This is a genomic window from Cryobacterium sp. 10S3, from assembly GCF_034344045.1.
GTDB lineage: Bacteria > Actinomycetota > Actinomycetes > Actinomycetales > Microbacteriaceae > Cryobacterium > Cryobacterium glucosi.
This window is the reverse complement of sequence record NZ_CP133773.1, coordinates 3,505,125-3,527,294: the sequence shown is the minus strand read 5'-3', so window position 1 is coordinate 3,527,294 and position 22,170 is coordinate 3,505,125. Positions and strand designations below refer to the sequence as shown.

The following is a 22,170-nucleotide window of genomic DNA, read 5'->3' as shown; positions in this document are numbered from 1 at the left end:
GGATGCTCAGGGTTGGCGCAGGCCGCCGATCCGGTCGACGAGGGCCTCGAGTCCGAACTCGAACGCGACATCCGCCCGCGCCCTGCCCGCGTTCTGCTGCCCGTGCCGCACCGCTGCGCTGAAGATCGGACTCGACTCGGCGAGCGCACCGGTCTCGAATATGTCGGCCGGAGCCGTCACATCGAAAGCCGCGCCGAAGATGAACGACTCGAGTGCGACGATCGAGGGCACGATCTGTGCAGAAGGCACCCCGGCGGAGGACAGTCCCGCCGCGACGGTCTCGTACATGCGCAGGGTTTGCGGTGCGCCCGTGACCGGGAGCACCGCAACAATCGAGATCAACGGAACGTGCGTTGCGAAGATGTCCCGGTACGACCAGGCCCAGCGGCGCAGGGCCGTGTCCCACGGCTCTGAGCCGAAGCCGGCCACATCGACCATCGTCATCACGTGGTCCTGCAACCACTGCAGCACGACGTGCTTCGATGCCGCGTGGTTGTAGAGCGCGGAGGGAGCCACTCCCAGACTCCTGGCCAGGCCGGACATCGTGAAACTTTCGTAGCCGGCCGCCCCGATCAGCCGGAGGGCCGCAGCGGTGATGCGCGGTTTCGTCAGAACCGTCTCAAGCGGCCTTCCGGCCCTGCGGTGACCGGCGTCGTCTGCGTCGCTCATCGGGCTCTTCTCTCGGTGGGCAGTCTCGGTGGATGGCGTCGTTACAGTACATCACCCTGGTGACGCATCACCCAGGCGACGACACGGGGTCAGATCGCACTGTCGAGGAGGACCTGGACGAGGGCGCGCGTGGCAATCACTGTGGTGTGCTTCCTGGGCGGTCGTGCTGACCTGTTGTGGGGGAGTCCGCGGGACCCGGCTTCTGCAGCCTGCGCTTGCGCAGGCGGTGACGGACCCACAGCAGCACCCCGGCGCCGGCGAGCAGGGCCGCGAACACCAGGATCCAGAATTTCGAGGTGGCGTAGTCGAGAAGGCCCGGTGCCGGAATCGTCGTGAGCTGGGCGCCGGCCTCGAAGAGCACGGCGGCGGGCTTGGCAGAGCCGTCGGCGCGGAGCAGCCCGCCGGCATCCGTCTTCGTGTCGGCGAAGGCCGCCACGCTGAGGCGGGACAGTCCGGCGCGCTCCGCGGCCAGGAGTACCCGGGCGACGTCGGAGGCCTGCCGTGCCTCGGTCTTCGGCAGGGGTCCCCAGCCGCCCTCGGTGCTGAGCCCGGTCACCGTCAGCAGCACGGCCCGGTCGGGGAGCGCGGCGCGCACAGCCCCGATCGCTGCGGTCGGGTCACCGCCTCCGGTCAGGTGCAGGGACACGGCGTCGACCAGCCGGGCCATCGACGGATCGGCCGCGGCCGCACTCGTCGCCCAGGAGACGGTCTGCGGCGTGCCAGGGTCGAGCTCCCGCAGGACGGAGCCGGTGTGCAGGAGGAACGCCCGGATCTCGGCGGGGCTCGGAGACCCGGTCGTGCGCTGCTCCGGCCGGTCGGCGAGGTCCCAGAGGGCGAGGGCCGGTTGGCCGCGCACCGCGGTCGCGATGGCCGTGAGGTGGGCGTCGGCAGCGACCCAGTTCGCGGGGGTGAGGTCGGGGAAGCCGTCGAAGAGGACGAGGTCGACCCGCAGTCCGTGCCGGTCGGCCTGCTCGAGCAACGTGATCAGGCCGGTGATGGCGTCGTCGGTGGGTTTCGCGCCGCCCAGCTCGGTGTACGGGAGCGGAACCCGGATGGTGTCGAAACCGAGGGCCCGCAGGCGGGCGAAGTCGGCCCCCAGGGTGGCCGGGGCGAGCAGGGTGGGGGCGGGAATGGGAACGACGGAGGGCGCAGGGGTCGGGGTCGCGCCGGGAGTCGGTGTCGGTGTGGCGCTCGCCGTGACGGCGACCGGAAGGACGGGCGCCCAGCCGGCCGGGCGGTACTCGGTGGCCAGGCTCGCCGGCACGGTGAGGGGTGTCGTCGTCGGGGTGCCGGTGATCGCGGTCGCTCCGGCGGCATCCGTCGTCAGTGTGGCAGTGTCGCTCCCTGCGGAGCGCCGGAGCTGGCGGATGCGCCAGAAGCCGTCTTCGAGCACCATCACGACGTCGTAGCTCTCGTGGCTGAGCAGTACCGTCTCATTCAGCCCGGTGCCGACCGTGCGTGCGATGTTCGCACCCCCGTCGTGGAAGGCGACGGTCGCGCCGTCGAGGGCGTAGAACTCGAGTTCGAGGGAGTGGCGCAGGTCCCAGGTCGCGCTCGGGCCGGTGCGGGGCAGATCGAGCACGGCACGCCGGGCCGCCCCGCTGAAGGTGTCGTTGACGGCAGGCCGCTCGCCCGTGGACTGGAAACGCCCGATCGCGGCCCAGGCCCGGATATAGCTGGCTGCGATCATCATGCGCGTCGCGGGCTCGAGCACTCGTTCGCGCTGCCACGCGTCTGGCAGCCAGCTGACGAGCTGGCTTGCGTTGACCGGAACCGTCGCGACTTCGTGGAGCCCGGACGAGACCTTCGCCCCTGTCGAACTCTGCAGCGTGATCTGCCCGCTGAGCACGAGGAGCCCGACGGTCGCGGCGACGAGGCCGAGGCCGAGCAGCGCGGCGATCAGCCGTTTGATGCGGCTGCGCCTGAAGTTCCCCGGGACGCGGACCGGGAGCCTGGGCCTCGTCATCGGAGCGTCTCCACGTTTTCTGCGCCGAGCACCGAGACGGTGACCGTGACCGGACTGACGAGCGGCCTGGTCGCGACGAGGATGTCGAGCACGCCGTTCACGAGCCCGGCGCTTGCGGAGCCGGCCTCGCCGATGGCGTCGACCACGGAGACGCGGGCCGTCGTTCCATCCGGCACGAATGTGCCGCCGAAGCGGTTGACCGGGCCGATACTCACGAAGACGCCGGCGTCGACCAGGCGTGCGTTCAGGTCGACAGTACCGACGGTGGCCGCGAACGGCAGTGTGAGGGCGCTCGCCGAGTGCACACCGCGACAGAGCCCGGTGATCTGGAACGCGCCCGGCGTTCCCGGCGCCTGCAGCGAGAGCTGGGCGACGCCGGAGATCGTGGCCGCGGTCGTGCGCCCCGCGCCTTCAGGGCCCGTCCATTCCACCGTGACCTGGGTGCCGTCCGGCTCGACATTGCCGAAGCGATCCCGCAGCACGGAAGTCCGGATCGGGACGAGCGTCTGGCCGTCGGCCCCCGCGTTGGCGGCCAACACGGGCTCGACGGGCTCGAGTGAGAAGGGGAGCGGTGGCCCGGCGACTTCGTCGAGGCTGACGCTCGGTCCGGTCACGGGACCGGAAGCGACCCAGACCTGGCCACGACCGGCCAGGGTGCCCGAGACGAGTTCCTGGAAGGCGAGCAGGTGCGACACGACCGCTCCGCTCGAACTCCGCACTCCGACGGGGTTCTCGCGGGAGACCAGCACCGGTGAACCCTCTGCGATGGAATTACCCCAGGCGTCGACAGGGATCGTGACGACCATGGACAGGTCTGCGGCGTCGGCCACGATGGAGCGAGCGCCGACGACGGCCTGTATCGGGCCGACCGCGGCCCCGGGGGTGAGCTCGGTGGCACCCCGCACGACCGTTCCACCGGAACTCGCCACGAGGGTGACGGACCCTGCGCTGCGGGTCAGGGCGACCGGAAGCCGGAATTCCGCCGTGTCGTCGACACTCACGGCGGTGAGCACGAGCTGGCCGAGCGAACCGATCGCGACGAGTTGCACCGTCGCGCCGTCGGCGGCCCCCGCGACGGTCACCGGAATCTCCGCGCCCGCCGGCGCGGTCGGCGCGACTTGCAGCACGAGGGCGGTCGCAGCGTTCTGTGCTGCCCGCGCTTCCGCGCGGGAGCCGGCTCCGGAATCCGTGGGGAGCCCGATCGCCAGGCCGAGGGCGAGCGTGACGATCAGGCCGACTGCGCGGCGCGTGCCCGGCCGCGTCACGGCTGGCTCGCTCTGGCGTAGGTCGTCGCCGTGAGAGACAGCCCGGAAAAGCCCGTATCGGCGGGCAGGGCGATCGAGGCGGCGAGCGCGGATGCCGGCGGAGAGTGGGCAGGACCCGCGTAGCCGGTCGTCGGCACCCCGGAGGCTGCGATCGGGGTGCGTGACGCGAGCGGAATGCGGAAATCGCTGACCGATTGCGGGGCGATGCTGTGCTCGAGATAGGCATGATCGACCCAGGCCAGGCTGCCGTCCGCTGCCGTATAGGACACCAGGAGGTGCGGAACGGAGGCTTCCACCGTGCTGTCGTTGCGCAGCTCGCCGAGAACGGCGTAGCCGTCGACGGCCGAGCCGGTGAGCCGCAGGTGCTGCACTTGCAGGCCGCGCGCGCTCGCCCGCGGGGTCACGACGGCGCGGGCGTAGACGGCCACCGACGACACTGTCGCGCCGGCGGCGAGCACGAAGGGGGTGATCGTCTGAGGGTCGAACTCGACAGGGCCGTGGATATTGGAGGACGTGGCCGGTGCTGCGACGGTGACGCTTGTCGCGGAGGGGGGCGTCACCGCCGTCGTGTCCTTGAGGCCGCCGTCGGCTTCGAGGCCGTAGTCGCCGGTACCGGCGATGCTCTGGAACTCGATCCGGAAGGGGCTCGTCGCTCCGGGCAGCAGCTTGTGAACGAGTACCTGGGCGGCATCCCAGCTGGCGAGCAGCGCGCCGTCCTGATCGCGCAGCTGCGCTTCGACGGTGACGTCTGCGGGGTCGACGTCGGTGTTCGTCACCTCGCCGATCACGACCCAGCGACCGTTCACGAGCAGGGAGCTGACGTTGCCGAGGGTCAGCTCGGGCCGGTCGAGCACGTCCATCGTGGAGGTTCCGTCCGAGCTGAGTGCGCGACGACCCTGGGAGAGGAAGCCGACGGCGGGTCGGCTGGTGAACTGGTCCGGCGGAGACGTCGCGTCTCCGGCGGGAAGGTCGATGAACCAGCCGGTCGGTTCCTGGATCAGGGTCACAGGGGTGATCACCCGATACGACTGCAGGGAGGTGAGATAGTCGAGGGTTGCGGTCATCACCTGCCTGCCCGGGGTGCTCGAGGCCGGCACTGCGGTGACGGATGCGAGCTTCGCGAAGGAGGCGACAAGGCCTCCGTCCCTGCCGAGTTCCTGCTGGTACACCGTGTAGTCCGGCCGGGTCGAGGGATCGAGCAGGGCGTATGCGGCGGCGAAGCGGCGGAAATCGAGGTGTCCGTAGTAGTCCTCGACGACTTCGGCAGCCGTGGGCTGGCGCGGCTTCGCCACTGCGAGGGCGCCGCCGGCAGCGACCATGACCAGCATCAGGGTCACGACGGCCGCCTGCCAGCGGCGGCGGCGCTTCCGGACCCGGGCGCGTGCCCGCGTGCGGAGGCGCGGCAGCGCCCCGCCCCAGGGCAGCCAGCCGCCGGCCGGGGGCGCGGGCTCCTCGGTGTGCGGGATGCGGTCGCTCGCCCCGGCGAGGGCGGCGTCGACGGCGCCGACGGCGCGGGTCACCGGGCTCGTGAGCTTCTTCAGTGCGGAGCGCAGGAGGCGGGCGGCCGTGCGGGGCGGGCGGGCGAGCATCCGTCGCAGCCTGGCCGGCACGACACGGCGCACGACGGCGCCGACGCCGGGCACCCGCGTGGGCGCTCCGATCAGGGACCACACCATGAGCACAAGCGCCAGGGCGATGGAGGCGGGCGGGATCAGTCCCCACCACAGGCGCTCCCAGAGCGGTGCCTGGTGCGAGACCTCGTTCGTCGGCAGCGGGGCGACGTCGGAGCGTTCCCAGATTTCGATGCCGTTCTCGAGCGGACCGAGGTCGGTCCAGCCGCTCGCGTCGAGCAGCGGGGAGTAGAAGGCATCGTTGCTGAAGACGTATTTGAGCGAGTACCGGCCGGGCACCGCCAGGAACTGTTGCAGGCTCCCGATCCCGGGCACACCGGAGTACTTCGCGCCCTCGAGGCGCTCGATCGGCCGGGACGTCAGCTCGGGCAGCTGCCGGGCAGAGTGATAGTCGCCGTCGACGGTTCCGGCGGTCATATTGGTACCGAGCCAGGCCATCTGGTCGCCGAATCCCAGTGTGAGGTACCGCCACTGGGAGTGCTGATCCTTGTTCATGAAGGTCGTGATCGGGGTGACGTCGATCGGGGCAGGCTGGAATGCCCGGTACTGCGTGAGGTTCGCCGCGTAGAGGGTCGTGGTGAGGTGTGCGGCCAGCAGCAGGCCCGGAAGGACCACCGAGAGCGTGCGCCCGACATGCGCGAGCAGCCAGGCTCGGATCGAACCGTTCGTGACGCTCGACACGAACTGACCGACGAGCGGCAGGATGGAGATGGTCGCCCAGAACGTGAAGCGGTCGAGTGTGAGGATGTCGTACGCGCCGCCCAGGAGGATCTTGGGAAATGGCGTGGTGCCGCCGGTGCCGAGGAACGCGAGCACGCCGAGGGAGAGGGTGAGCGGCCACGCCTTGCCCGCCATGCCGCGAATCAATGCGTATGGCAGCACGAGCAGCGTCGTGCCCCAGGGGATCAGCCAGAAGACCAGGCCGGCGTTGACATTGACCAGGAAACTGTCGCGGCTGGCGTGCGGGATGGAGACCTGGGTGATCGGGTCGCTCTTGGAGTACAGCCAGTACGGAAGGACGACGCAGAGCAGGGCAGTGACCACCAGCGCCCCGAGGATCCCGGTCCGCACGAGGGAGGGCATCACCCGGCGGATCCGGCGGGCGATCAGCGGCCAGAGCAGCCGGAAGCTGAACCGCGGCGGGTGTCCGTCCTTTTCGCCGGCGAGCGGGGTGCGCACGGCGAACACGAGTGCCCCGAGCAGGACGGGCCCGAGGAAGAAGAGCGATCCGAACAGGGTCGTGACATGGTGGCAGGCCGTGGTGGCCATGATGCAGCCGACCCCGGCGAGCAGGGCCTTCCGGTTGCCGGTGCGCACCCAGGTATTCGCGAAGGGCAGCCCGTTGAGCAGGAACCCGAGCGAGAGCGTGGTGGGAAGCTGGCCGAAGACGTGCACGGTTTCAGCGATGGACGACGCCAGCACCAGGGCGATGGCCGCCCAGCCTGCTGAGGTGCGGTTGACCCAGATGCCGCTCCAGCGGTAGACCCCGATGGTGAGGTTGAGGAGGGCGAAGACCTGCACGACGACGAAGCCGGGGCGCAACCCGATGATCTTGCTCAGGGCCGCGATCATGAAGTGGCCGCCCGGCGGGTAGCTCAGGGTGGAGAACCCGGTGTACCAGCGGGTGTCCCAGCTCGAGAACCAGTCTCTGGCGTAGTGGTCGGCGAAGAAGATGTGCACGTAGGCGTCGTAGGTGCGCTGGTAACTTCCGGCGAGCAGCAAAGAGCCGTGGAACACGAGCACGAGGATGAGCGCGATGAAGAGCAGGCGGTGGCGGCGCACGAAGCCCTTGCGCGAGCGCCCGTCCGGCGCTTCTTCCGGCCGGTGCACCCTCGCCTTCTCCGCTGCCGGAACGGGGACCGGGGCCGGCTCCGTCACCAGGGTCATGGCGTCGGAGTCTCCGGCGACGAAGGACTCTGAGACGAAGGACTCTGAGACGAAGGACTCTGAGACGAAGGACTCTGGGACGACGGACTCTGCGACGACGGGAGGGCGAGGTCGACGACGAGGCGGCGGTGGTCGCTCCCCGCGCTCGTCTGGTCGGTCACGGCGACGACCGTGACCTGTTGGCTGACGAGCACATGGTCGAGGCGCATCAGCGGAGGAACGACGCCGTCCCAGCGTGGCCAGGTCGCCCCGAAACCGCGGCCGGACTCCACGAAGGCGTCCCGCAGCCCGGTGGCGACGAGCCGCCGCAGCGGCGCATGGTCGAGGGTCGCGTTGAAATCTCCCGCGAGGATGAGGGTGCCGGTGTCGCTTGCCGCGATCCGGGCCAGCTCGGCGTACTGTCCCCGCCAGAGCACGGTGTTCTCCGAGGTGACGGGTGCTACCGCGTGCACATCGATGATCCGTACGAGTCCTGCGGGCGTGTGGATGCGCGCCTCGAGCATCGGGGACCCGGCTACGTCGATCGGGCCGCCGTCTTCGATCGGCAGGCGGGAGAAGATCGCCGAGCCATGGTATCCGGGGAGCGCGTCGAGGATCCGTTCCGGGTAGGCCGCCCAGAGCGGCGAGGCGGCGAGCGTGGCCAGGTGTTCGGGGGTGACCTCTTCGAGCACGATCACGTCGGCATCCGTCGCGACGAGCTCGCCGGCGAGGGTGGCGAGCTCGGTGTTGTCGAGGAGGACGTTGGCGCTGACGATCCGGAGCGGAGTGGCGCCGACGGGTGCCGTGCGCGGGCCGTTCCATCCGATGGCCGGAATCAGCAGGGTGGCCTGCACGACAACGAGGGCGAGCGCAACCGTGCCGAGGGCGAGTGGCCACCTGAGGCGGGCCGGCCCGTCGGAACGTCTGCGGGCCCGCCGGGCCCGTCGCACGAGCACGATTCCCGTGCCCGCGAGCAGAGGATACGCCGGGAGGAGCAGCCACACCGTGATGCCCTGCACCCCGATCAGCAGTGGTTCGGTTTCACTGGACAGCGCCCGGATCAGGGCGCTCGCGGTCATGCCGCCTGCTGCCAGCCAGCCGAGGCCGCACGCAGTCCTGGTCAGGGCACGCGTGACGCCGCGACTCACCGGTCCCTTTGGCGCGGCAGGATCGTCGCGAGGCACTCGGAGAGCGCGCGGGAGCTGATCGGCTTGATCAGGTGCCCATCGATCACGCTCGCGAGGTCGAGTCCGACAGAGGAATGTTCCACGATGCCGGTCACGAGCACGAAGAGCGGGCGAGCCGGCGCCGGTGGCAGCGCGTTCAGCAGGTCGACACCGGTGCCGCCCGGCATCGAGAAGTCGGAGAAGATCGCCGTGAAGGTGCCAGACCGGGCGAGCGCGATCGCCGGGGCGACATCGTCGGCCTCGGTGACGTCCCAGCCCGCCCTGCGCAACATATGGGAGAGGACGAGGCGGGACACGGTTTCGTCGTCGACGACCAGGGCCGTGTTGGACAGGGATTCGGCGGTCATGGCGCGGCCTCAGTCGTCCTGCTGCTGCGGCAGCATCCGGAAGATCTGGTCGAACTGGGTGAGCCGGAACACCCGCATCGCATTGTCCGAGTCCGGACGCACGAGTACAACGTCGCCACCGTGTGCCCGGCAGGAACGCCGCTGCCAGACGAGCACGGCGAGGCCGGCACTGTCCACGAAATCGACGGCAGCGAGGTCGAACACGATCTGGGGGCATCCGGCTATGTCGGACTCGTCGAGCCGGGCGCGCAGGTCGGATGCGGCGACGGCGTCGAGTCGACCACCGAGCGTCACAACGGTGAGTCCGGCGGCCGGCGTCGCGACGCCGACCGTGAGGCCGCTGTCCCTCGATGTGCGGACGGTGTCTGGATCGATCATGGCTGGTGCTCATTTCCGGTCTTCTGGGAGTCGGCCGGCGGGGTGCGGTTGACGCGGAGGGTCCATCGGTTCCCGGCGTCGACCCGGCGGTAGTCGAGATCGTTGACGAGTTTGCGGACCAGCATGAGGCCGTATCCGCGTTCCTGGGGAACCCCGGCCACAGGGATCCTGACCCCGGCCGGGTCGAAGGGCAGGCCGGGATCGGTCACGCAGATCTCGACGACGGAATCGGTGATTCCGGCGCTGAACCGGATCTCCGCAGCGACCGGCAGGCCGGCGTGGTCGATGATGTTCATCGCGACCTCGTGGACGGCGAGTTCCAGGCGTGCGGCGATCGCGCCGGCCTCATCGTCGGGGAGCTCGCCGAGCACCCCGTGCAGCCACGGACCGATCTTGCGGACCATCGCCGTTGTGCCCTCGATGACAAGCTCGGTCGGGTCAGCTGACGCGGTCATGAATCGCCTCCACGGCTCGGAGGATGACGAGGGTGCGGTCATCGGAGGGCGGGGTTCCATCCGCGTGTCTTTTCACGGCATCCAGAATATGGTGTCCGAGCCGCTCGGCGGACTCTCCCGGGAGCTCGGCACAGAGTTCGACCAGACGGTCGTAGCCGAGCATCACCCCGCTGGAGTTCTCCTGTTCGGCGAGTCCGTCGGAACCGAGCACCAGTGCGTCGTTCCGCTGCAGGTCGAAGCGCACTGTCCGACCTCGTGGCTCGGGTAACACGCCGAGCGGTGGCATTGACGCCGGAATGAGCGTTATGATCCCGTCCAGGACGAGCATCACCGGGGAATGGCCGGCGTTGCACACGTGCAGGGCGCCCGTACTGGGCCGGTATGCGCCGAGGGCGACGGTGATGAACAGTCCGACATCGTCGAGATAGTCGTAGAGTTCGATGCCCATCGCGCACATCGCCCCCGCAGGATCGTCTGCGTCGTGGGTGAGGAAGGCCACCCGGGCGGCGCTGACGGCACGCGTCATCACCATCGCCGCGGGAAGACCCTTTCCGGCGACGTCGCCCACGGCGAACCACAGCACATCGCCCACCACGGCGAAGGCGAAGAAGTCCCCGCCGGCAAGGCTCGCCGGAATGGTGTCGGAGAACACCTCGACCCCGGAGAGGGTCGGCGCAGGCTGGGAGAAGACTGCCTGGGCAAGGCTTGATGCGACCTGGTGCTCGCGCTCGAAAGTGGCGCGCTTGATCTCGAGGAGATGCAGCCGGGTGAGCGCGAACTGCATGTCGGCGGCCGCAACCGCCGCCCTGACGAGGCGCAGGTCGCCCGTGGTGTAGACCGGTCCGTTCGTCCTGAGGAATGCGAGCGCGCGGATGCCCCCGCTCTGGTCGTTGAGGGGTGCGATCACAGCGTTCCCCTGGCCGACGAGTCTCGGCTCCGGGTCGTCAGTACTCTTCGTCGCCTCGCGGATGACCTCCGTGAGCTCGGGCGAGTCCGAGGACGGCCCTCCCGTGGTGTGCACCAGGCGATCGTCGACCATCGCGACGAGGTCCGACGCGGTCAGTACCCTGGCTTGGTCGAGCAGGTCGCGAAGCGCCTCGGACCTGCCGAGGGTGCTCAGGTTCACCTGGGTGAGCGCCCGAAGGGCAATCAGGTGGTCCTGGCTTGTGATCAGGGCTTCCGTGACGTCGTCCTGGGCGGAGTAGATCCCGTGGATCGCACGGCGGATGGCGTTGGCTGCGTCGATGGCGTCGGGGGCCGCGTCCCCGGAGACGGTCCAGTCGGAACCGGGCGGTCGGTGGATCTCGCCGGCCCCGGCCGCCACCAGTAAGCGTTCGAGAGCGGCGTCGGCGAGGTCGCTCTCGATCAGGTGGGTTTCGGGGGAAGCGGGGGTCATGATGCGGTCGTGGTCGGGTCCGTCCGGGACTCCAGGGTGAAGACCTGCTGGAGTTCGGTCAGTTCGAGGATGATCCGGACCGGGTCGGAGACGTTCACGAGGATGACTTCGCCGCCGATTGCCTTGGCAGCCTTCTGCGAGCGCAACAGTTCGGCGAGGGCGCTCGAGTCGACGAACACGACGTTCGAGAGGTCGAGTCGCAGGGTCGCGTTCTCCGGTCGGATCAGGAGGTCGACGACGTTGCGGAAGTCCGCGGTCTCGTGGGCGTCGAAACGGCCGGCAAGGCTGACTGTCGTGTGGCCGATTCCGGATTCGGTGCGTATTCTCATCGTGATTTCCTATTTGATCGATGCGACGGATGCGGGGGACGAGGCTCGCGAGACCGGTGAATGGCCGGTGACGGTGTACCCGCCGCGCAGGTCGTGGACCTTGATCTTGACGAGGTCGGCGACGAACTGCAGGCTCACCTTGGCGGCGTCGACCGTGGAACCGGGCGCGTCGATCCATTCGACGGGGACTTCGGCCGTGCTCAGGCCAAGACGCCCGGCGAGGTAGATCACCTCGAGATCGAAGGAGAACCCGTCGACGACCTGGAGGGTGAACAGCGACCGGGCCGCCGGGGCGGTGAAGAGCTTGAAGCCGCACTGCGTGTCCGCGATCTCGATGCCGAACCCGACGGACACCATCACGTGCAGGCCCCGGCTCAGGACCTTCCGCAGGGCGCTCTTTCCGCTCACCGCCGCGCCGGCGGCGGCTCGCGAGCCGACGACGACGTCGTAGCCGGCATCGATCTTCGCCATGAGGTGGTCGAATTGCTCGATCGGCGTTGACTGGTCCGCGTCCGCGAACAGGATGAATTCACCGCGGGCCGCGAGCATTCCCCTGCGGACGGCGTCGCCCTTTCCGGTGTTCTTGGCGGCGACGAGCACGGTCATGTTCGGGAAGCGCAGGTCCTGCAGGAGGGAGACTGTCGTGTCCGTGGAGCCGTCGTCGGCGATGATCAACTCCCAGGGCTCGCCCCTCGAACACATGTGGGTGGCGATTGCACCGACAGTCGGCAGGATTCGCCACTCCTCGTTGTATGCCGGAATGACGACCGAGACGCGCGGCGGCACAGTCGACTTCTCGGTGACCCATTTGCGATAGGCCTGGTAGGTGCCGGTCTCCGCGGTCATCGGGGCAACCCTTCTTCGGTGGGAATGTGGGGGGAGGATCTGGTGAGGAGGTGCCGGGCGGCCATCACGCCGAGCAGGAGCACCATCGCCACGAATTGCACGATGATCAGTTGCGCTGTCGACTCGTGCCAGACAAGCAGCAGCACGAGCTGCACGACGGATGCTCCGAACAGCAGCCAGGACTGGGTGTTGCGTCCCTGCGACAGCTCGTGGCTGGCCACGAGGTTTGCAACGGCGAAGAGGGTCGTCATCCCCGCGTATGCGGCGAGGGGCGCCGAGAGGTCGCCGTAGGCCGGGCCGAGGATGAAGCCCAGCACGGGACCGCCCAGGACCAGCGCGCCCAGTGTGCACGCGGCACCGATCCCGGCGACGGCCGCTATGCCGCCGGTCAGCAGGGACCCGGTGTCACCGCCGCTCGCGTGCCGTCGAGCCACGACAGGGAACACGACGGTCGCGACCGACCACGCGAGGAAGAACACCGCCCGCCCGACGAGAGCGATCGCGGCGTAGATCCCCGCGGCATCCGGGGAGAAGAATGCCTTTGCGACGAGCACGTCGCTGTTGTTGGCGATGATCTGGCCGATCAGGAGTACCGACACCAGGGCGGCGTAGCTGCGCACCGTGACCAGGTCGGGGGCGGTGCCCGTGAGCCCTGGTCCGGTCCTGGCGAGCAGCTTCACGGCGAGCCACGTGGCGACGAACGACGCCGTGAGACCGATGGTCGCACCGTTGACACCGAAGCCGAGTGCGACGAGGGCCACACCGCAGCCGAGACGCACAACCATCTCCACAACGAAGGACGTGGCGAGACCGGGGAAGCGCAGCCGGCCCTGCATGACACCACGGCCGACGGACTGCACGAGGTAGAACGGCATTCCGGCGCCGAGGATGACGAATGGCCAGAACGACGCGGTGTGGAAGACCTGCGACCAGAGGGCGCTGCCTCCGGCGAGGATCACCCCGGTCAGGATGCCGGCACCGAGCGCATAACCGCGCAGGGTGCGGGCGAGCCGGTCGGAGCGGTCCGGCTCGCCGGACTCGTCATAGATTCCGACGAAGCGGGCCGCCACGAGCTGCAGGCAGAGCGCTATCGAGGTGATCGTGAGCATGAGCGTCACCATCAGGTTGGCATCCGAGAACTCGGCGGGGGTCAGTACCCGGCCGAGGAACAGGTTGAGCACGTAGTTCCCGGCATTGGCCACGATCATGGCCACGGCAAGAGCGGTACCGCCGCCCACCAGGGAGGGAGTCCGTGAGGAAGGTTCCGCCGTCATCGCATGGCCCGCCTGTCGAGCAGCCGCTGGATGTGGATCAGGTGCCAGTGCACGACCTCGGACATCGGGATGCCCGAGGCGGCCGCGAAGTTGCGGCGGCCGAGGGACACCCGCTGTTCGGGGTGGTCGAGCACCTCGGCCAGGGCGTCGGCGAGGCTGGTCGCGTCACCCGGTTCGAAGTAGACGCCGAGGAAGCCCTCTTCTTCGATGATGTCGATCAGGTCGCCGATGCGGGGCAGCACGGCGGCACGACCATACTCCCCGGCCTGGTGCAGCACACCCGAACTCCCGGTCGTCGACGTGTACGGGAAGGCGACGACGGTCGCGGCGGAGAAGAGCGGCGCCACCTCCTCTTCGGCGACATAGCCCGTGAAGACGAGGTCAGGCAGATCGGAGAACCGTTCGGCGACCGACTGCATGTAGCCGGCGGAATTCGGGCTGTCCGTACCCGCGAGCACCAACTCGAGGTCGTCGTACCCGCGGTCGAGGAGCTCCTGGTATGCCTCGACGAGCACGTCGACGGTCTTGTACGTGCCCCATTTGCCGAACGCGAGGATGCGCCGGCGTCCGTCCGGTATGCCGAAAGAGGGAATGCGACCTCCTCGAAGCTTCCATGCGGTGCGAGGAGCGCGTTCGTCGCGCCGTAGCTCTCCTGCAGGTATTCCACATAGCGCGGGATGGTCAGCGCCACGAGGTCGGCGCGGAGCAGGGCGCGGGTGAGGATGCGTCCGGCGAACTTCATCAGGCGCGCCGTCGTCGCGGAGCCTGCGAAGCCGGCATCCTGCATGTCGACGTTGTCCGCGAGGTTGTGCAGCACGACGACGGTCGGTACCCGGAACAACCGCAGCACGGCCGGGATCAGCAGCCCGAGTGCCCCGGGGATGCGCTTGTCCCCGAAGGTGGCGAACTGGAGGTTGAAGAGCACGGCGTCCGGGCGTGTGCGCCGGATCGCCCGGGTGAGTCGCACGATATTCGTGACGCTGTTGAAGGTCCAGCTCGGATAAGTCGTCACGCCGTCGAGGGGGGCCGGACTGCCGGCATCCGTCACGTCGGCGTACAGCAGCACCTCGCCGACCTCGGCCTGCCGGGCGAGGTGTTTGACGAGGTGGAAGCCGAACTCGTTCAGGCTGTTGCGGCCCGGGGGAAAGGCCGTGACGACACCGACCCGCAGTTTCCCGCTCATCGGGCCGGGACCAGGTCCGACGGCGTCAGAGCGTATGGGCTCATGCGTACCCCCTGTGGATCGTGAAAACCGGAACGGCGCTCGCCGACGGTTGTGTTGCACTCAATTGCCTGCCCAACGAGCTCGGAACCGAGCACATCTCGTGGTGAAACCGGGCAGTCCACCTGACTTACTCCTGTGTTCGCGCGGTGTCTTCGGGGGTACCGTGCAGACACAGTATGACGTATCCTCAGGGGGAATTGTATGCAAATCTGGTCGATCCGGAATGTGCACATACCTACCCGTTTCCTCGTTCGACCAAGAAGAGAGGCCCCAGACATGGGACCTGACCGCACCGGCTCCGACCCGTCGCACTCGTCGCCGCGCGACGCGTTCGTGATGCCTCGGCTGATGCTTGTTGCCTTCGTCGTGGTGGGCCTGGGGATCGCCGCCTATGCCTGGGCCACCGTGGCCACCGACGTGGCGGAACGTCCGGTCTGGGTCGACTACACGTACTACCTCGGACTCGAATTCGCGGTGGCGGGCCTCGTCCTGGCGCGCGTCATTCTCGTGAAGTCCGAACGACTCGCCTGGGCCTTGCTCGGCGCGGCGATGCTGTGCATCGCCGCGGCAGACACTGCCGAGTCGATTCTCTTCCCGCCGCGGGCTCCCCATACGGCTTCCCTCGCGGCCATCATTTTCTTCGCCCTCTTCCTGGTGTTCTCGGTGTCGTTCCTTCTCGTTCTGATGCGGCGACGGCTGAACCCGACGTCGGCGACCGTGTGGCTGGATGGTGTCATCGCCGGACTCGGCCTCGTGGCGGTTGCGGCGGCGTTGCTGTTCCGACCGGTGTCGGACATCGTCCTGGACGACATCCTGGGACTCGCATACCCGGTCTCGCCCCTGATCCTCGTAGCCCTGCTCGTGTGCGCCCTCACCGTATACGGCCGACGCCCGAGCCGGGCGTGGTTCCTGCTGGTCATCGCCTTCCTGGGCTTCGCACTGGCCAACACCTTCCTGGTGGCCGGCGTCGCCGACGGCACCTATGTCCGGGGCGGAATCGTCGATGTCGCGTGGCCCGTTGTCGGCGTCCTGCTCGGTCTCGCCGCATGGAGTCCTGGCGTTTCGGCCCTGCCCGACCGCGCGAGTGCCACGCTCGCTCTCGCCGCACCCGCGATTTTCAGCATCGGCGCACTCTGCGTGATCGTCGTGAACGAGTTCGTGCCGCTCGCCTCGCTTGCCGTCTTCGTCTCGTTCTGCACCCTGTTGGTCGGTGCGGTGCGCCTGGTGCTCGCGGTGCGGGATGCTGATCGGTTGCGGGTGCGGCAGGTGGAGTTGAATGTGAGTCTGGGGTTGGCGCGGGATGCGGCGTTGGCGGCGACGACGGCGAAGTCGGCGTTTCTGGCGACGATGAGTCATGAGATTCGGACGCCGATGAATGCGGTGATCGGGATGACGGGGTTGTTGCTGGATACCCGGTTGGACGCGGTGCAGCGCGATTATGTGGAGACGGTGCGGCGCAGCGGGGACCTGTTGCTGGATCTGATCAATGACATCCTGGATTTTTCGAAGATCGAGTCGGGTGGCCTGGAGTTGGAGGATCGTCCGTTCGATCTGATTTCGGCGGTGGAGGATTCGGTCGGTTTGTTGGCGGTCGCGGCCGATAAAAAGGGTTTGACGTTGTTGTGTGATTTCGCGGATGGGTGTCCGTCGTGGGTGAGCGGGGACGTGACGCGGTTGCGGCAGGTTCTGGTGAACCTGGTGGGTAATGCGGTGAAGTTCACGGAGTCGGGCACGATCATGGTGCGGATCGAGCCGGCCGGGCTGGTCGTTCCGGGGGAGTCCGGGGTGGTGGCGCTCAGGTTCCTGGTGTCGGATACCGGGATCGGGATTCCTGAGGATCGGATGCCGCGGTTGTTCCAGTCGTTCAGTCAGGTGGATGCGTCCACGACGCGGGTGTATGGCGGTTCGGGTCTGGGGTTGGCGATCAGTCAGGCCCTGGTCGAGATCATGGGGGGCCGGATCGAGGTGACGAGCACCGTCGGGGTCGGCTCCACCTTCGCATTCACCATCGCCTGGCGGGAAAGCCCGTCGCCGGAGCGCCGCGTGACCGAAACGATCTCACTTGCGGGACTCCGCGCGCTGATGGTGGACGACAACGAGGCCAACCGTCGGATCCTGTCCGGTCAGCTCTCCCGGTGGGGGATGAAATGTACCGTGACCGCGACGTCCGATGAGATGATCGCGGACGCCAGGAACAGCCCGGTTCCCGATATCGCGATCCTCGACATGCAACTGCCGGGGATGGACGGCGCTGCAGTCGCCCGGGTGCTGCAGGACCTGCCGGGATGGCAGGACACCCCGATGATCCTGCTCACGAGCATGAGCGCGACACTGAGCAAAGCGCGCAAGGCGCCGTTCGCGGCGGTCCTGACGAAGCCGGTGCGCAGCGCCCAACTGCAACGCGTCGTCATCGAAGTGCTTTCCGGCCAGGTCGCCGCGGGCTCCGAGGTGCCCGCGCGTGCTGACGCAGCTTCCGGATTGCGAATCCTCCTCGCGGAGGACAACCTCGTCAACCAGAAGGTCGCGCAATTGATGCTCGCCAAGGGCGGTCACCGCGTCGACACCGTCAGTAACGGTCTGGAAGCCGTTCAGGCGGTCCAACTCGGCGACTTCGACGTCGTCCTGATGGACGTGCACATGCCGATCGTGGACGGGCTCGAGGCCACGCGGTTGATCCGGGTACTGGGCGACAGTATCCGCCAGCCCATGATCATCGCGCTGACGGCGAGTGTCACGGCGGAAGCGCGCCGGGCCTGTGCCGACGCGGGCATGGACCAGTACCTCAGCAAACCGATCCGGGTCGAGGAACTCGCGGAGGCCCTTGCCCTCACCAGTAGGGTGCCGGTGCCGGTGCCGGTGCCGGTGCCAGTGCCAGTGCCAGTGCCGACTCCGGTGCCGAGTCCGGAGTCGGACCTCGCGGCAGGCCTCTCCACGACGCCGGTGGCCGAGAAAGCACCGGTGCTCGATCCCGAGTTGTTCGGCTACCTCGACGAGATGGGCGCCGAGACCAAGGCAGTTCTGCTGCAACACGTCCTCGACGAAAGCGGCGGCCACCTGGCGGCCCTTCGGGCGGAGCTCGACCGCGGCAACCTGGTGCAGGCCGCGTTCATCGCCCACCGGTTGCGCGGGAGCAGCGCCACGATCGGGGCAAGCGGGCTCGCCGCCGTATGCGGGGAGATCGAAGAATCCGCCAACCATGGTGGACCGGTCACGGAGGATCACCTGGCCAGGCTGGAGGCAGTCATCGCCGAGGTGACGGCGGTGCTCACTCCCCACCTCGCGGCCACGCTCGACGCGAGGTGACCCTGCTCGCCGGGCAGCATCAACCGTCGACCGGGCAACGGTCAGAGTCTGTTCACCGGGGGTACCCGTCACTGTTACCGGCACGCCATACCGTGTGAGCAGTGGCAACATGAGCTGCCGCTCCGAGTGCTCCATCGCACAGTTTTGGGAGAATCCTCATGAAGAGACAGACCTCCGTTTTCACCTCGACCACCCTTGTGACGGCACTGGTCGCGAGCGTCATCCTCACTGGATTCGGCGGTGCCGCTCTAGCGGCCTCAGCCGATGACGGAAACGACAGGGCCCGCGCCACCAACGTCATCTACCTCCTGGGCGATGGCATGGGGCGCACCCACGTCACCGCCGCCCGCGAACGCTACTACGGCGCCGCAGGCAAGCTCGCCATGGAAACGCTGCCTGCCCAGGGCTTTGTCAGTACGTACGCCGTCGAGAAGCTCTCCGGCCAGCCGGGTGCCACCGACTTCAAGCCCAATCCGGTGACCGATTCGGCCTCTGCGGCGACGGCATGGTCGTCCGGTGTCAAGACTTACAACGCGGCCCTCGGCGTCGATGCCAAGGGTACGGTCGTTCCCACGATGATGGAACTGGCCAAGAAGGCCGGCTACCGCACCGGAAACGTCTCGACCGCTGAGATCACGGATGCCACTCCCGCCGGCCAGATGAGCCACGCCCTCGCCAGGGGATGCCAGGGTCCGGTGTACTCCGATGCGGCCTGCCAGGACCTGTCCATCACGGGGGCAGCCCTCCCGACGAGCGACGTACGGGTCACCCCCATCGCCGACCAGATCGCCCGCAACGGCACGGCCGACGTCATCCTGGGTGGCGGGCTCAGCCGTTTCGATGCCGCTGACGAGACGGCGCTCAAGGGGCAGGGCTACTCGGTCCTCGGCTCCATCACCGGCCAGTCGATCGCCACGAAAGCCGACCTGGCCGCCGCCTCCGGTGCCAAGGTCTTCGGACTCTTCAACAAGGGCAACCTGACCGTTGAGAAGACCAAGCAGGACAACCCGTCTTCGGTCCAGGCGCAGGAACCGACCCTGTCGGAGATGACGAGCAAGGCCATTGACTTGCTGCAGAAGGGCAAGAACAACGCGGACAAGAACGACCGGAGCGGAAAGGGAGGCCAGGGGTTCTACCTTCAGATTGAAGGCGCCCTGATCGACAAGCGCTCACACGCCAACGACGCCGCGCAGACCCTCGGCGAGATGAAGGCATTTGATGACGCGGTCGCCATCGTCAAGGACTTTGCCAAGCGAGACGGACACACCCTCGTCATCGTGACCGCGGACCACGAGTGCGCCGGATTCAACATCATCGAGAAGGGCACCTTCACGAACGCCGAGGCCGGGACTCCGCCGGCCAACGTCGACAGCGGGAACTCCGCGAACAACTCCACCCCGACCCGGCCGTCCAATTCCAAGGATGCCGCCCGCTCAACGGGCATCGTGAACGGTGCCGGCGCCGCAGACCCGAAGAACTTCGGGCCGGCGACCTTCCGGACCCCGACGGATGCGGCGGGTGTTGTCGACGGCTCCCCGGACGCCGGACTCTGGTTGACCTATCTCTCCGGCAATCACACCGGGGCGGATGTCCCGGTGTTCGCCACGGGGCCCGGGTCGGATCAGCTCCAGGGCACGATCGATAACACGGCGCTCTTCGGGATAGTCGGGCGCGCGCTCCGAGTGGTGTAGTCGGACCTCGCGTGAAGACCAGATCCGGAATCGCCGCGGCGCTGAGTGTCGTCGCCATCTGTGCGGTCGTCGGCGTTGCCGTGTATGCGGCGGCGACCGGCGCCCACAGTGACGCGCAAACGGCCGCCGCGACGCAGTTCACTCCTCAGGCGACCTTTGCAGGACTGACACCGTCGACCGGGAACCCTGAGCTTGAGAGCCTGAATCTGGTGCACCCGAGCCCGGGGACGATCGTTGCGGCGGCCGGTCCCTTCGACGACCGGTTCGTGCTCGAGGACCTCACCTTCGACGGGGGTGCGGTCTCGGGTGCCGTACGTGTGACGAGCGACGTGAGCGACGTGCTCGACCTCGAGGTGCTGGCCGGGTTCTATGACGCCGATGGTGTCCTGGTCGGCAATGGTCGTTTCGTCCACCACCTGAGCGAGGACACCACCCACACCGAGCCGCCGATAGAACGTCAGGAGTTCACAATCGCGGTACCCGGGGATGTGTCCGGCCGGGCCGTGGCCGTGTCGATCGGGGTCCCGGTCCTCGTCAACGAATGACCAGGTGAGTCGCGGGCCGGCCTGTTCCCCGTGTGCGTTCGCAGGCCGGCCTCTTCTCCGTGTGCGTTCGCAGGCCGGCCTGTTCTCCGTCATGAAGCACCCGCGCTGCACCATTCCTGGTGTGAGCATCGCGACCTCACGCGAGCCTCATTGGGATCAGACCCGGTCATCGTCGCGGAGGATCGTGTTCTTGCTGGTGAGGGGGACGGGTTTCTGGTCGGGGTCGAGTCCGGGTGGTGGGGTGAGCCAGTACTGGCCGGTGTCGTCGCGGGTGATGCGCCAGTGTTCGTTGTGGAGCCTGAGGTGGTCGGCCCGGCAGAGCAGGATGCCGTGGTCGAGGTTGGTCTGGCCGGTGTCGTCTTTCCAGTGGTGGATGTGGTGGGTTTCGGTCCAGGACGGTGGCCGGTCGCAGCCGGGCCACATGCAGCCGCCGTCGCGGAGGGAGAGGGCCGCGCGTTGGGCGGGGCTGAACGTGCGCTGTTCGCGGCCGAGGTCGACACCGCTGCCGTGGCCGTCGAAGGTGACGTCGAGGATCCCGGTGTCGTAGAGGTTGCGTTCGAGGGTTTCGGTGGAGACCGTGACCGCGGTTCCCTCGATGACGCCGGGTTGGAGCGCGGGTGCCGCGGTTTCGGGGTTCGCCGCAGCGTCGGCTGTGGGTGACGGGGCCTCGGTTGGCGCGGCATCGGTGGGTGTGGTTCCCGTGGGCGCGAAACCGGTGGGTGTGGTGCTCCTGGGGCGGATGGTGATCATGCGGACGGCGGGGCTGCGGCTTCCGGCGATGCGCTTGGGGTCGGCTTTGACGCCGAGTTTGGTCAGGGCGAGGAATGCGTCCGCGGTGAGCTGTTCGGTGGTGCGCGGGTCGTCCTGCACGCGCTTCGCCCACGCTGCCTGCTCCTTGTCCACAAAGCGGACCCCGCCCCGGCGGGGACTGGTGATGGCGTCGTAGGTACTCATCAGGTACTCGCCGTCTTCGGGGGCGAACAGGCCGACCATGCGCACCTGCCCTGTGTGGAGCCGCCAGAACCGCAGCGACCGGTCGTCGTAGACGGCCTTCTCGCGGGCGGCGATGCCGGCCTCATCGAGCACGTCCCGCACCCGCCGGGCGCGCTTGAACAGCTGGTCAGCGTTCACCGTGCGCGCTTCGGCGAGGAGCCGGGCCAGGGCAGTGGCGAGTTTCTCCGGGGTGATCGCCCGGTCCAGGTCGCCGAGCCCTTTCCGGAGCGAGTCCGCCTTCTCGACGCTCAGCCAGCCCTCGCGCAGGGCCCGGCCGATCGGCGCGTGCCACGGCGGAACCGCGGCCGCAGGCACCGGCGGGTCGACTGGCGGCAGGTCTGGAGCGGCCTCGTTGAGGGGCGGAGTCCCGTCGAGTAACTTCTGCGCCTCGGCGGCTTCGCGGGCGGCCTTCTCGGCGGCGTCGGCCTCGGCCAGCAGCCGGCCCACCCCGAGGAGCTTGACAGCATCGCCCTTGCTTGACCCAGACACGCTCTGCAGCAGGTCTTCCGGAGTCCGGAAGCCTTGCCGGGCCGCGAGCCCGTTCCCGCCGAGTTCAGCCCGGGAACGGCGGGCGAGGGTCGCCGCCATCCACGCGGCACACGTCTCCAGCGCCCGCCGGGCTCCCGCGATCAACACGTGCCCCTCGAGCACCGCCTCGTCACTGAGAGTGTCGACAGCGGCGGACGAACCACCCAGCCCGGTGACGACATCCGCCATCGACCGCAACCCGCCGAGAACACCGCCCTGCACCCGTTCGCCATGCGGCTGATCGGGTGAAGCGGGTGACTCGGGACGGTTGATCAT

At 68.4% G+C, this 22,170-nt stretch carries 17 protein-coding genes; 3 read left to right on the top strand and 14 right to left on the bottom strand.

The window, feature by feature from the left end; genetic code table 11:
* Nucleotides 1-6: 6 nt before the first annotated feature.
* From RHM57_RS16370 to RHM57_RS16310, 13 genes are all read right to left on the bottom strand, one after another.
* Nucleotides 7-669 (bottom strand): TetR/AcrR family transcriptional regulator, encoded by a 663-nt coding sequence (locus RHM57_RS16370; protein WP_134449100.1) that lies wholly within the window; start codon nt 667-669, stop codon nt 7-9.
* A 136-nt stretch (nt 670-805) separates the two neighbouring features.
* Nucleotides 806-2,635: a hypothetical protein gene (locus tag RHM57_RS16365; RefSeq protein WP_322188770.1), complete on the bottom strand. Its 1,830-nt coding sequence runs from the start codon at nt 2,633-2,635 to the stop codon at nt 806-808.
* The gene (locus RHM57_RS16360; protein WP_322188768.1) at nt 2,632-3,900 is read right to left on the bottom strand and encodes a hypothetical protein; all 1,269 of its coding nucleotides are present in this window, start codon (nt 3,898-3,900) and stop codon (nt 2,632-2,634) included. The genes RHM57_RS16365 and RHM57_RS16360 overlap by 4 nt, the downstream gene beginning before the upstream one ends.
* Nucleotides 3,897-7,418, bottom strand: coding sequence for a hypothetical protein (locus RHM57_RS16355; protein ID WP_134562141.1), 3,522 nt, complete (start codon nt 7,416-7,418; stop codon nt 3,897-3,899). The genes RHM57_RS16360 and RHM57_RS16355 overlap by 4 nt, the downstream gene beginning before the upstream one ends.
* Nucleotides 7,415-8,545 carry an endonuclease/exonuclease/phosphatase family protein gene (locus tag RHM57_RS16350; protein WP_322188764.1) on the bottom strand — a complete coding sequence of 377 codons (1,131 nt, stop codon included), beginning with the start codon at nt 8,543-8,545 and terminating at the stop codon, nt 7,415-7,417. The genes RHM57_RS16355 and RHM57_RS16350 overlap by 4 nt, the downstream gene beginning before the upstream one ends.
* Nucleotides 8,542-8,931 carry a response regulator gene (locus tag RHM57_RS16345; protein WP_134449095.1) on the bottom strand — a complete coding sequence of 130 codons (390 nt, stop codon included), beginning with the start codon at nt 8,929-8,931 and terminating at the stop codon, nt 8,542-8,544. The genes RHM57_RS16350 and RHM57_RS16345 overlap by 4 nt, the downstream gene beginning before the upstream one ends.
* Before the next feature lie 9 nt (nt 8,932-8,940).
* Entirely contained in the window at nt 8,941-9,309 is a 369-nt protein-coding gene (locus RHM57_RS16340; RefSeq protein WP_134449094.1) for an STAS domain-containing protein, read from the bottom strand.
* The gene (locus RHM57_RS16335) at nt 9,306-9,764 is read right to left on the bottom strand and encodes an ATP-binding protein (protein WP_166787369.1); all 459 of its coding nucleotides are present in this window, start codon (nt 9,762-9,764) and stop codon (nt 9,306-9,308) included. The genes RHM57_RS16340 and RHM57_RS16335 overlap by 4 nt, the downstream gene beginning before the upstream one ends.
* Nucleotides 9,748-11,160, bottom strand: a complete 1,413-nt coding sequence (locus RHM57_RS16330; RefSeq protein ID WP_322188761.1) for a PP2C family protein-serine/threonine phosphatase — start codon at nt 11,158-11,160, stop codon at nt 9,748-9,750. Before RHM57_RS16330 ends, RHM57_RS16335 begins: the two co-directional genes overlap by 17 nt.
* Nucleotides 11,157-11,489, bottom strand: a complete 333-nt coding sequence (locus tag RHM57_RS16325; protein ID WP_134449091.1) for an STAS domain-containing protein — start codon at nt 11,487-11,489, stop codon at nt 11,157-11,159. The genes RHM57_RS16330 and RHM57_RS16325 overlap by 4 nt, the downstream gene beginning before the upstream one ends.
* A 9-nt stretch (nt 11,490-11,498) precedes the next feature.
* Nucleotides 11,499-12,335 carry a dolichyl-phosphate beta-glucosyltransferase gene (locus RHM57_RS16320; RefSeq protein WP_322188758.1) on the bottom strand — a complete coding sequence of 279 codons (837 nt, stop codon included), beginning with the start codon at nt 12,333-12,335 and terminating at the stop codon, nt 11,499-11,501.
* A complete protein-coding gene (locus RHM57_RS16315; RefSeq protein ID WP_322188756.1) occupies nt 12,332-13,609 on the bottom strand; it encodes an oligosaccharide flippase family protein in 1,278 nt (425 codons plus the stop codon). The genes RHM57_RS16320 and RHM57_RS16315 overlap by 4 nt, the downstream gene beginning before the upstream one ends.
* Nucleotides 13,606-14,187, bottom strand: coding sequence for a glycosyltransferase (locus tag RHM57_RS16310; RefSeq protein WP_322189886.1), 582 nt, complete (start codon nt 14,185-14,187; stop codon nt 13,606-13,608). Before RHM57_RS16310 ends, RHM57_RS16315 begins: the two co-directional genes overlap by 4 nt.
* Before the next feature lie 923 nt (nt 14,188-15,110).
* Here RHM57_RS16310 and RHM57_RS16305 point away from each other — a divergent pair.
* From RHM57_RS16305 to RHM57_RS16295, 3 genes are all read left to right on the top strand, one after another.
* Nucleotides 15,111-18,137: a hybrid sensor histidine kinase/response regulator gene (locus RHM57_RS16305; protein WP_322188754.1), complete on the top strand. Its 3,027-nt coding sequence runs from the start codon at nt 15,111-15,113 to the stop codon at nt 18,135-18,137.
* A 158-nt stretch (nt 18,138-18,295) separates the two neighbouring features.
* Entirely contained in the window at nt 18,296-19,828 is a 1,533-nt protein-coding gene (locus RHM57_RS16300; RefSeq protein ID WP_322136971.1) for an alkaline phosphatase, read from the top strand.
* Nucleotides 19,829-19,839: 11 nt separating this feature from the next.
* Nucleotides 19,840-20,373: a hypothetical protein gene (locus RHM57_RS16295; RefSeq protein WP_322188752.1), complete on the top strand. Its 534-nt coding sequence runs from the start codon at nt 19,840-19,842 to the stop codon at nt 20,371-20,373.
* A gap of 156 nt (nt 20,374-20,529) precedes the next feature.
* On the opposite strand, the gene RHM57_RS16290 is transcribed toward RHM57_RS16295, so the two are convergent.
* Entirely contained in the window at nt 20,530-22,170 is a 1,641-nt protein-coding gene (locus tag RHM57_RS16290) for an HNH endonuclease signature motif containing protein (protein WP_322188750.1), read from the bottom strand.

What these genes read in the sequence shown, in the direction of transcription:
- RHM57_RS16370 (WP_134449100.1), bottom strand. Translation starts at nt 669, where the DNA reads ATGAGCGACGCAGACGACGCCGGTCACCGCAGGGCCGGAAGGCCGCTT.
- RHM57_RS16365 (WP_322188770.1), bottom strand. Translation starts at nt 2,635, where the DNA reads ATGACGAGGCCCAGGCTCCCGGTCCGCGTCCCGGGGAACTTCAGGCGC.
- RHM57_RS16355 (WP_134562141.1), bottom strand. Translation starts at nt 7,418, where the DNA reads ATGACCCTGGTGACGGAGCCGGCCCCGGTCCCCGTTCCGGCAGCGGAG.
- RHM57_RS16345 (WP_134449095.1), bottom strand. Translation starts at nt 8,931, where the DNA reads ATGACCGCCGAATCCCTGTCCAACACGGCCCTGGTCGTCGACGACGAA.
- RHM57_RS16340 (WP_134449094.1), bottom strand. Translation starts at nt 9,309, where the DNA reads ATGATCGATCCAGACACCGTCCGCACATCGAGGGACAGCGGCCTCACG.
- RHM57_RS16335 (WP_166787369.1), bottom strand. Translation starts at nt 9,764, where the DNA reads ATGACCGCGTCAGCTGACCCGACCGAGCTTGTCATCGAGGGCACAACG.
- RHM57_RS16330 (WP_322188761.1), bottom strand. Translation starts at nt 11,160, where the DNA reads ATGACCCCCGCTTCCCCCGAAACCCACCTGATCGAGAGCGACCTCGCC.
- RHM57_RS16325 (WP_134449091.1), bottom strand. Translation starts at nt 11,489, where the DNA reads ATGAGAATACGCACCGAATCCGGAATCGGCCACACGACAGTCAGCCTT.
- RHM57_RS16320 (WP_322188758.1), bottom strand. Translation starts at nt 12,335, where the DNA reads ATGACCGCGGAGACCGGCACCTACCAGGCCTATCGCAAATGGGTCACC.
- RHM57_RS16315 (WP_322188756.1), bottom strand. Translation starts at nt 13,609, where the DNA reads ATGACGGCGGAACCTTCCTCACGGACTCCCTCCCTGGTGGGCGGCGGT.
- RHM57_RS16305 (WP_322188754.1), top strand. Translation starts at nt 15,111, where the DNA reads ATGGGACCTGACCGCACCGGCTCCGACCCGTCGCACTCGTCGCCGCGC.
- RHM57_RS16300 (WP_322136971.1), top strand. Translation starts at nt 18,296, where the DNA reads ATGAAGAGACAGACCTCCGTTTTCACCTCGACCACCCTTGTGACGGCA.
- RHM57_RS16290 (WP_322188750.1), bottom strand. Translation starts at nt 22,170, where the DNA reads ATGATCAACCGTCCCGAGTCACCCGCTTCACCCGATCAGCCGCATGGC.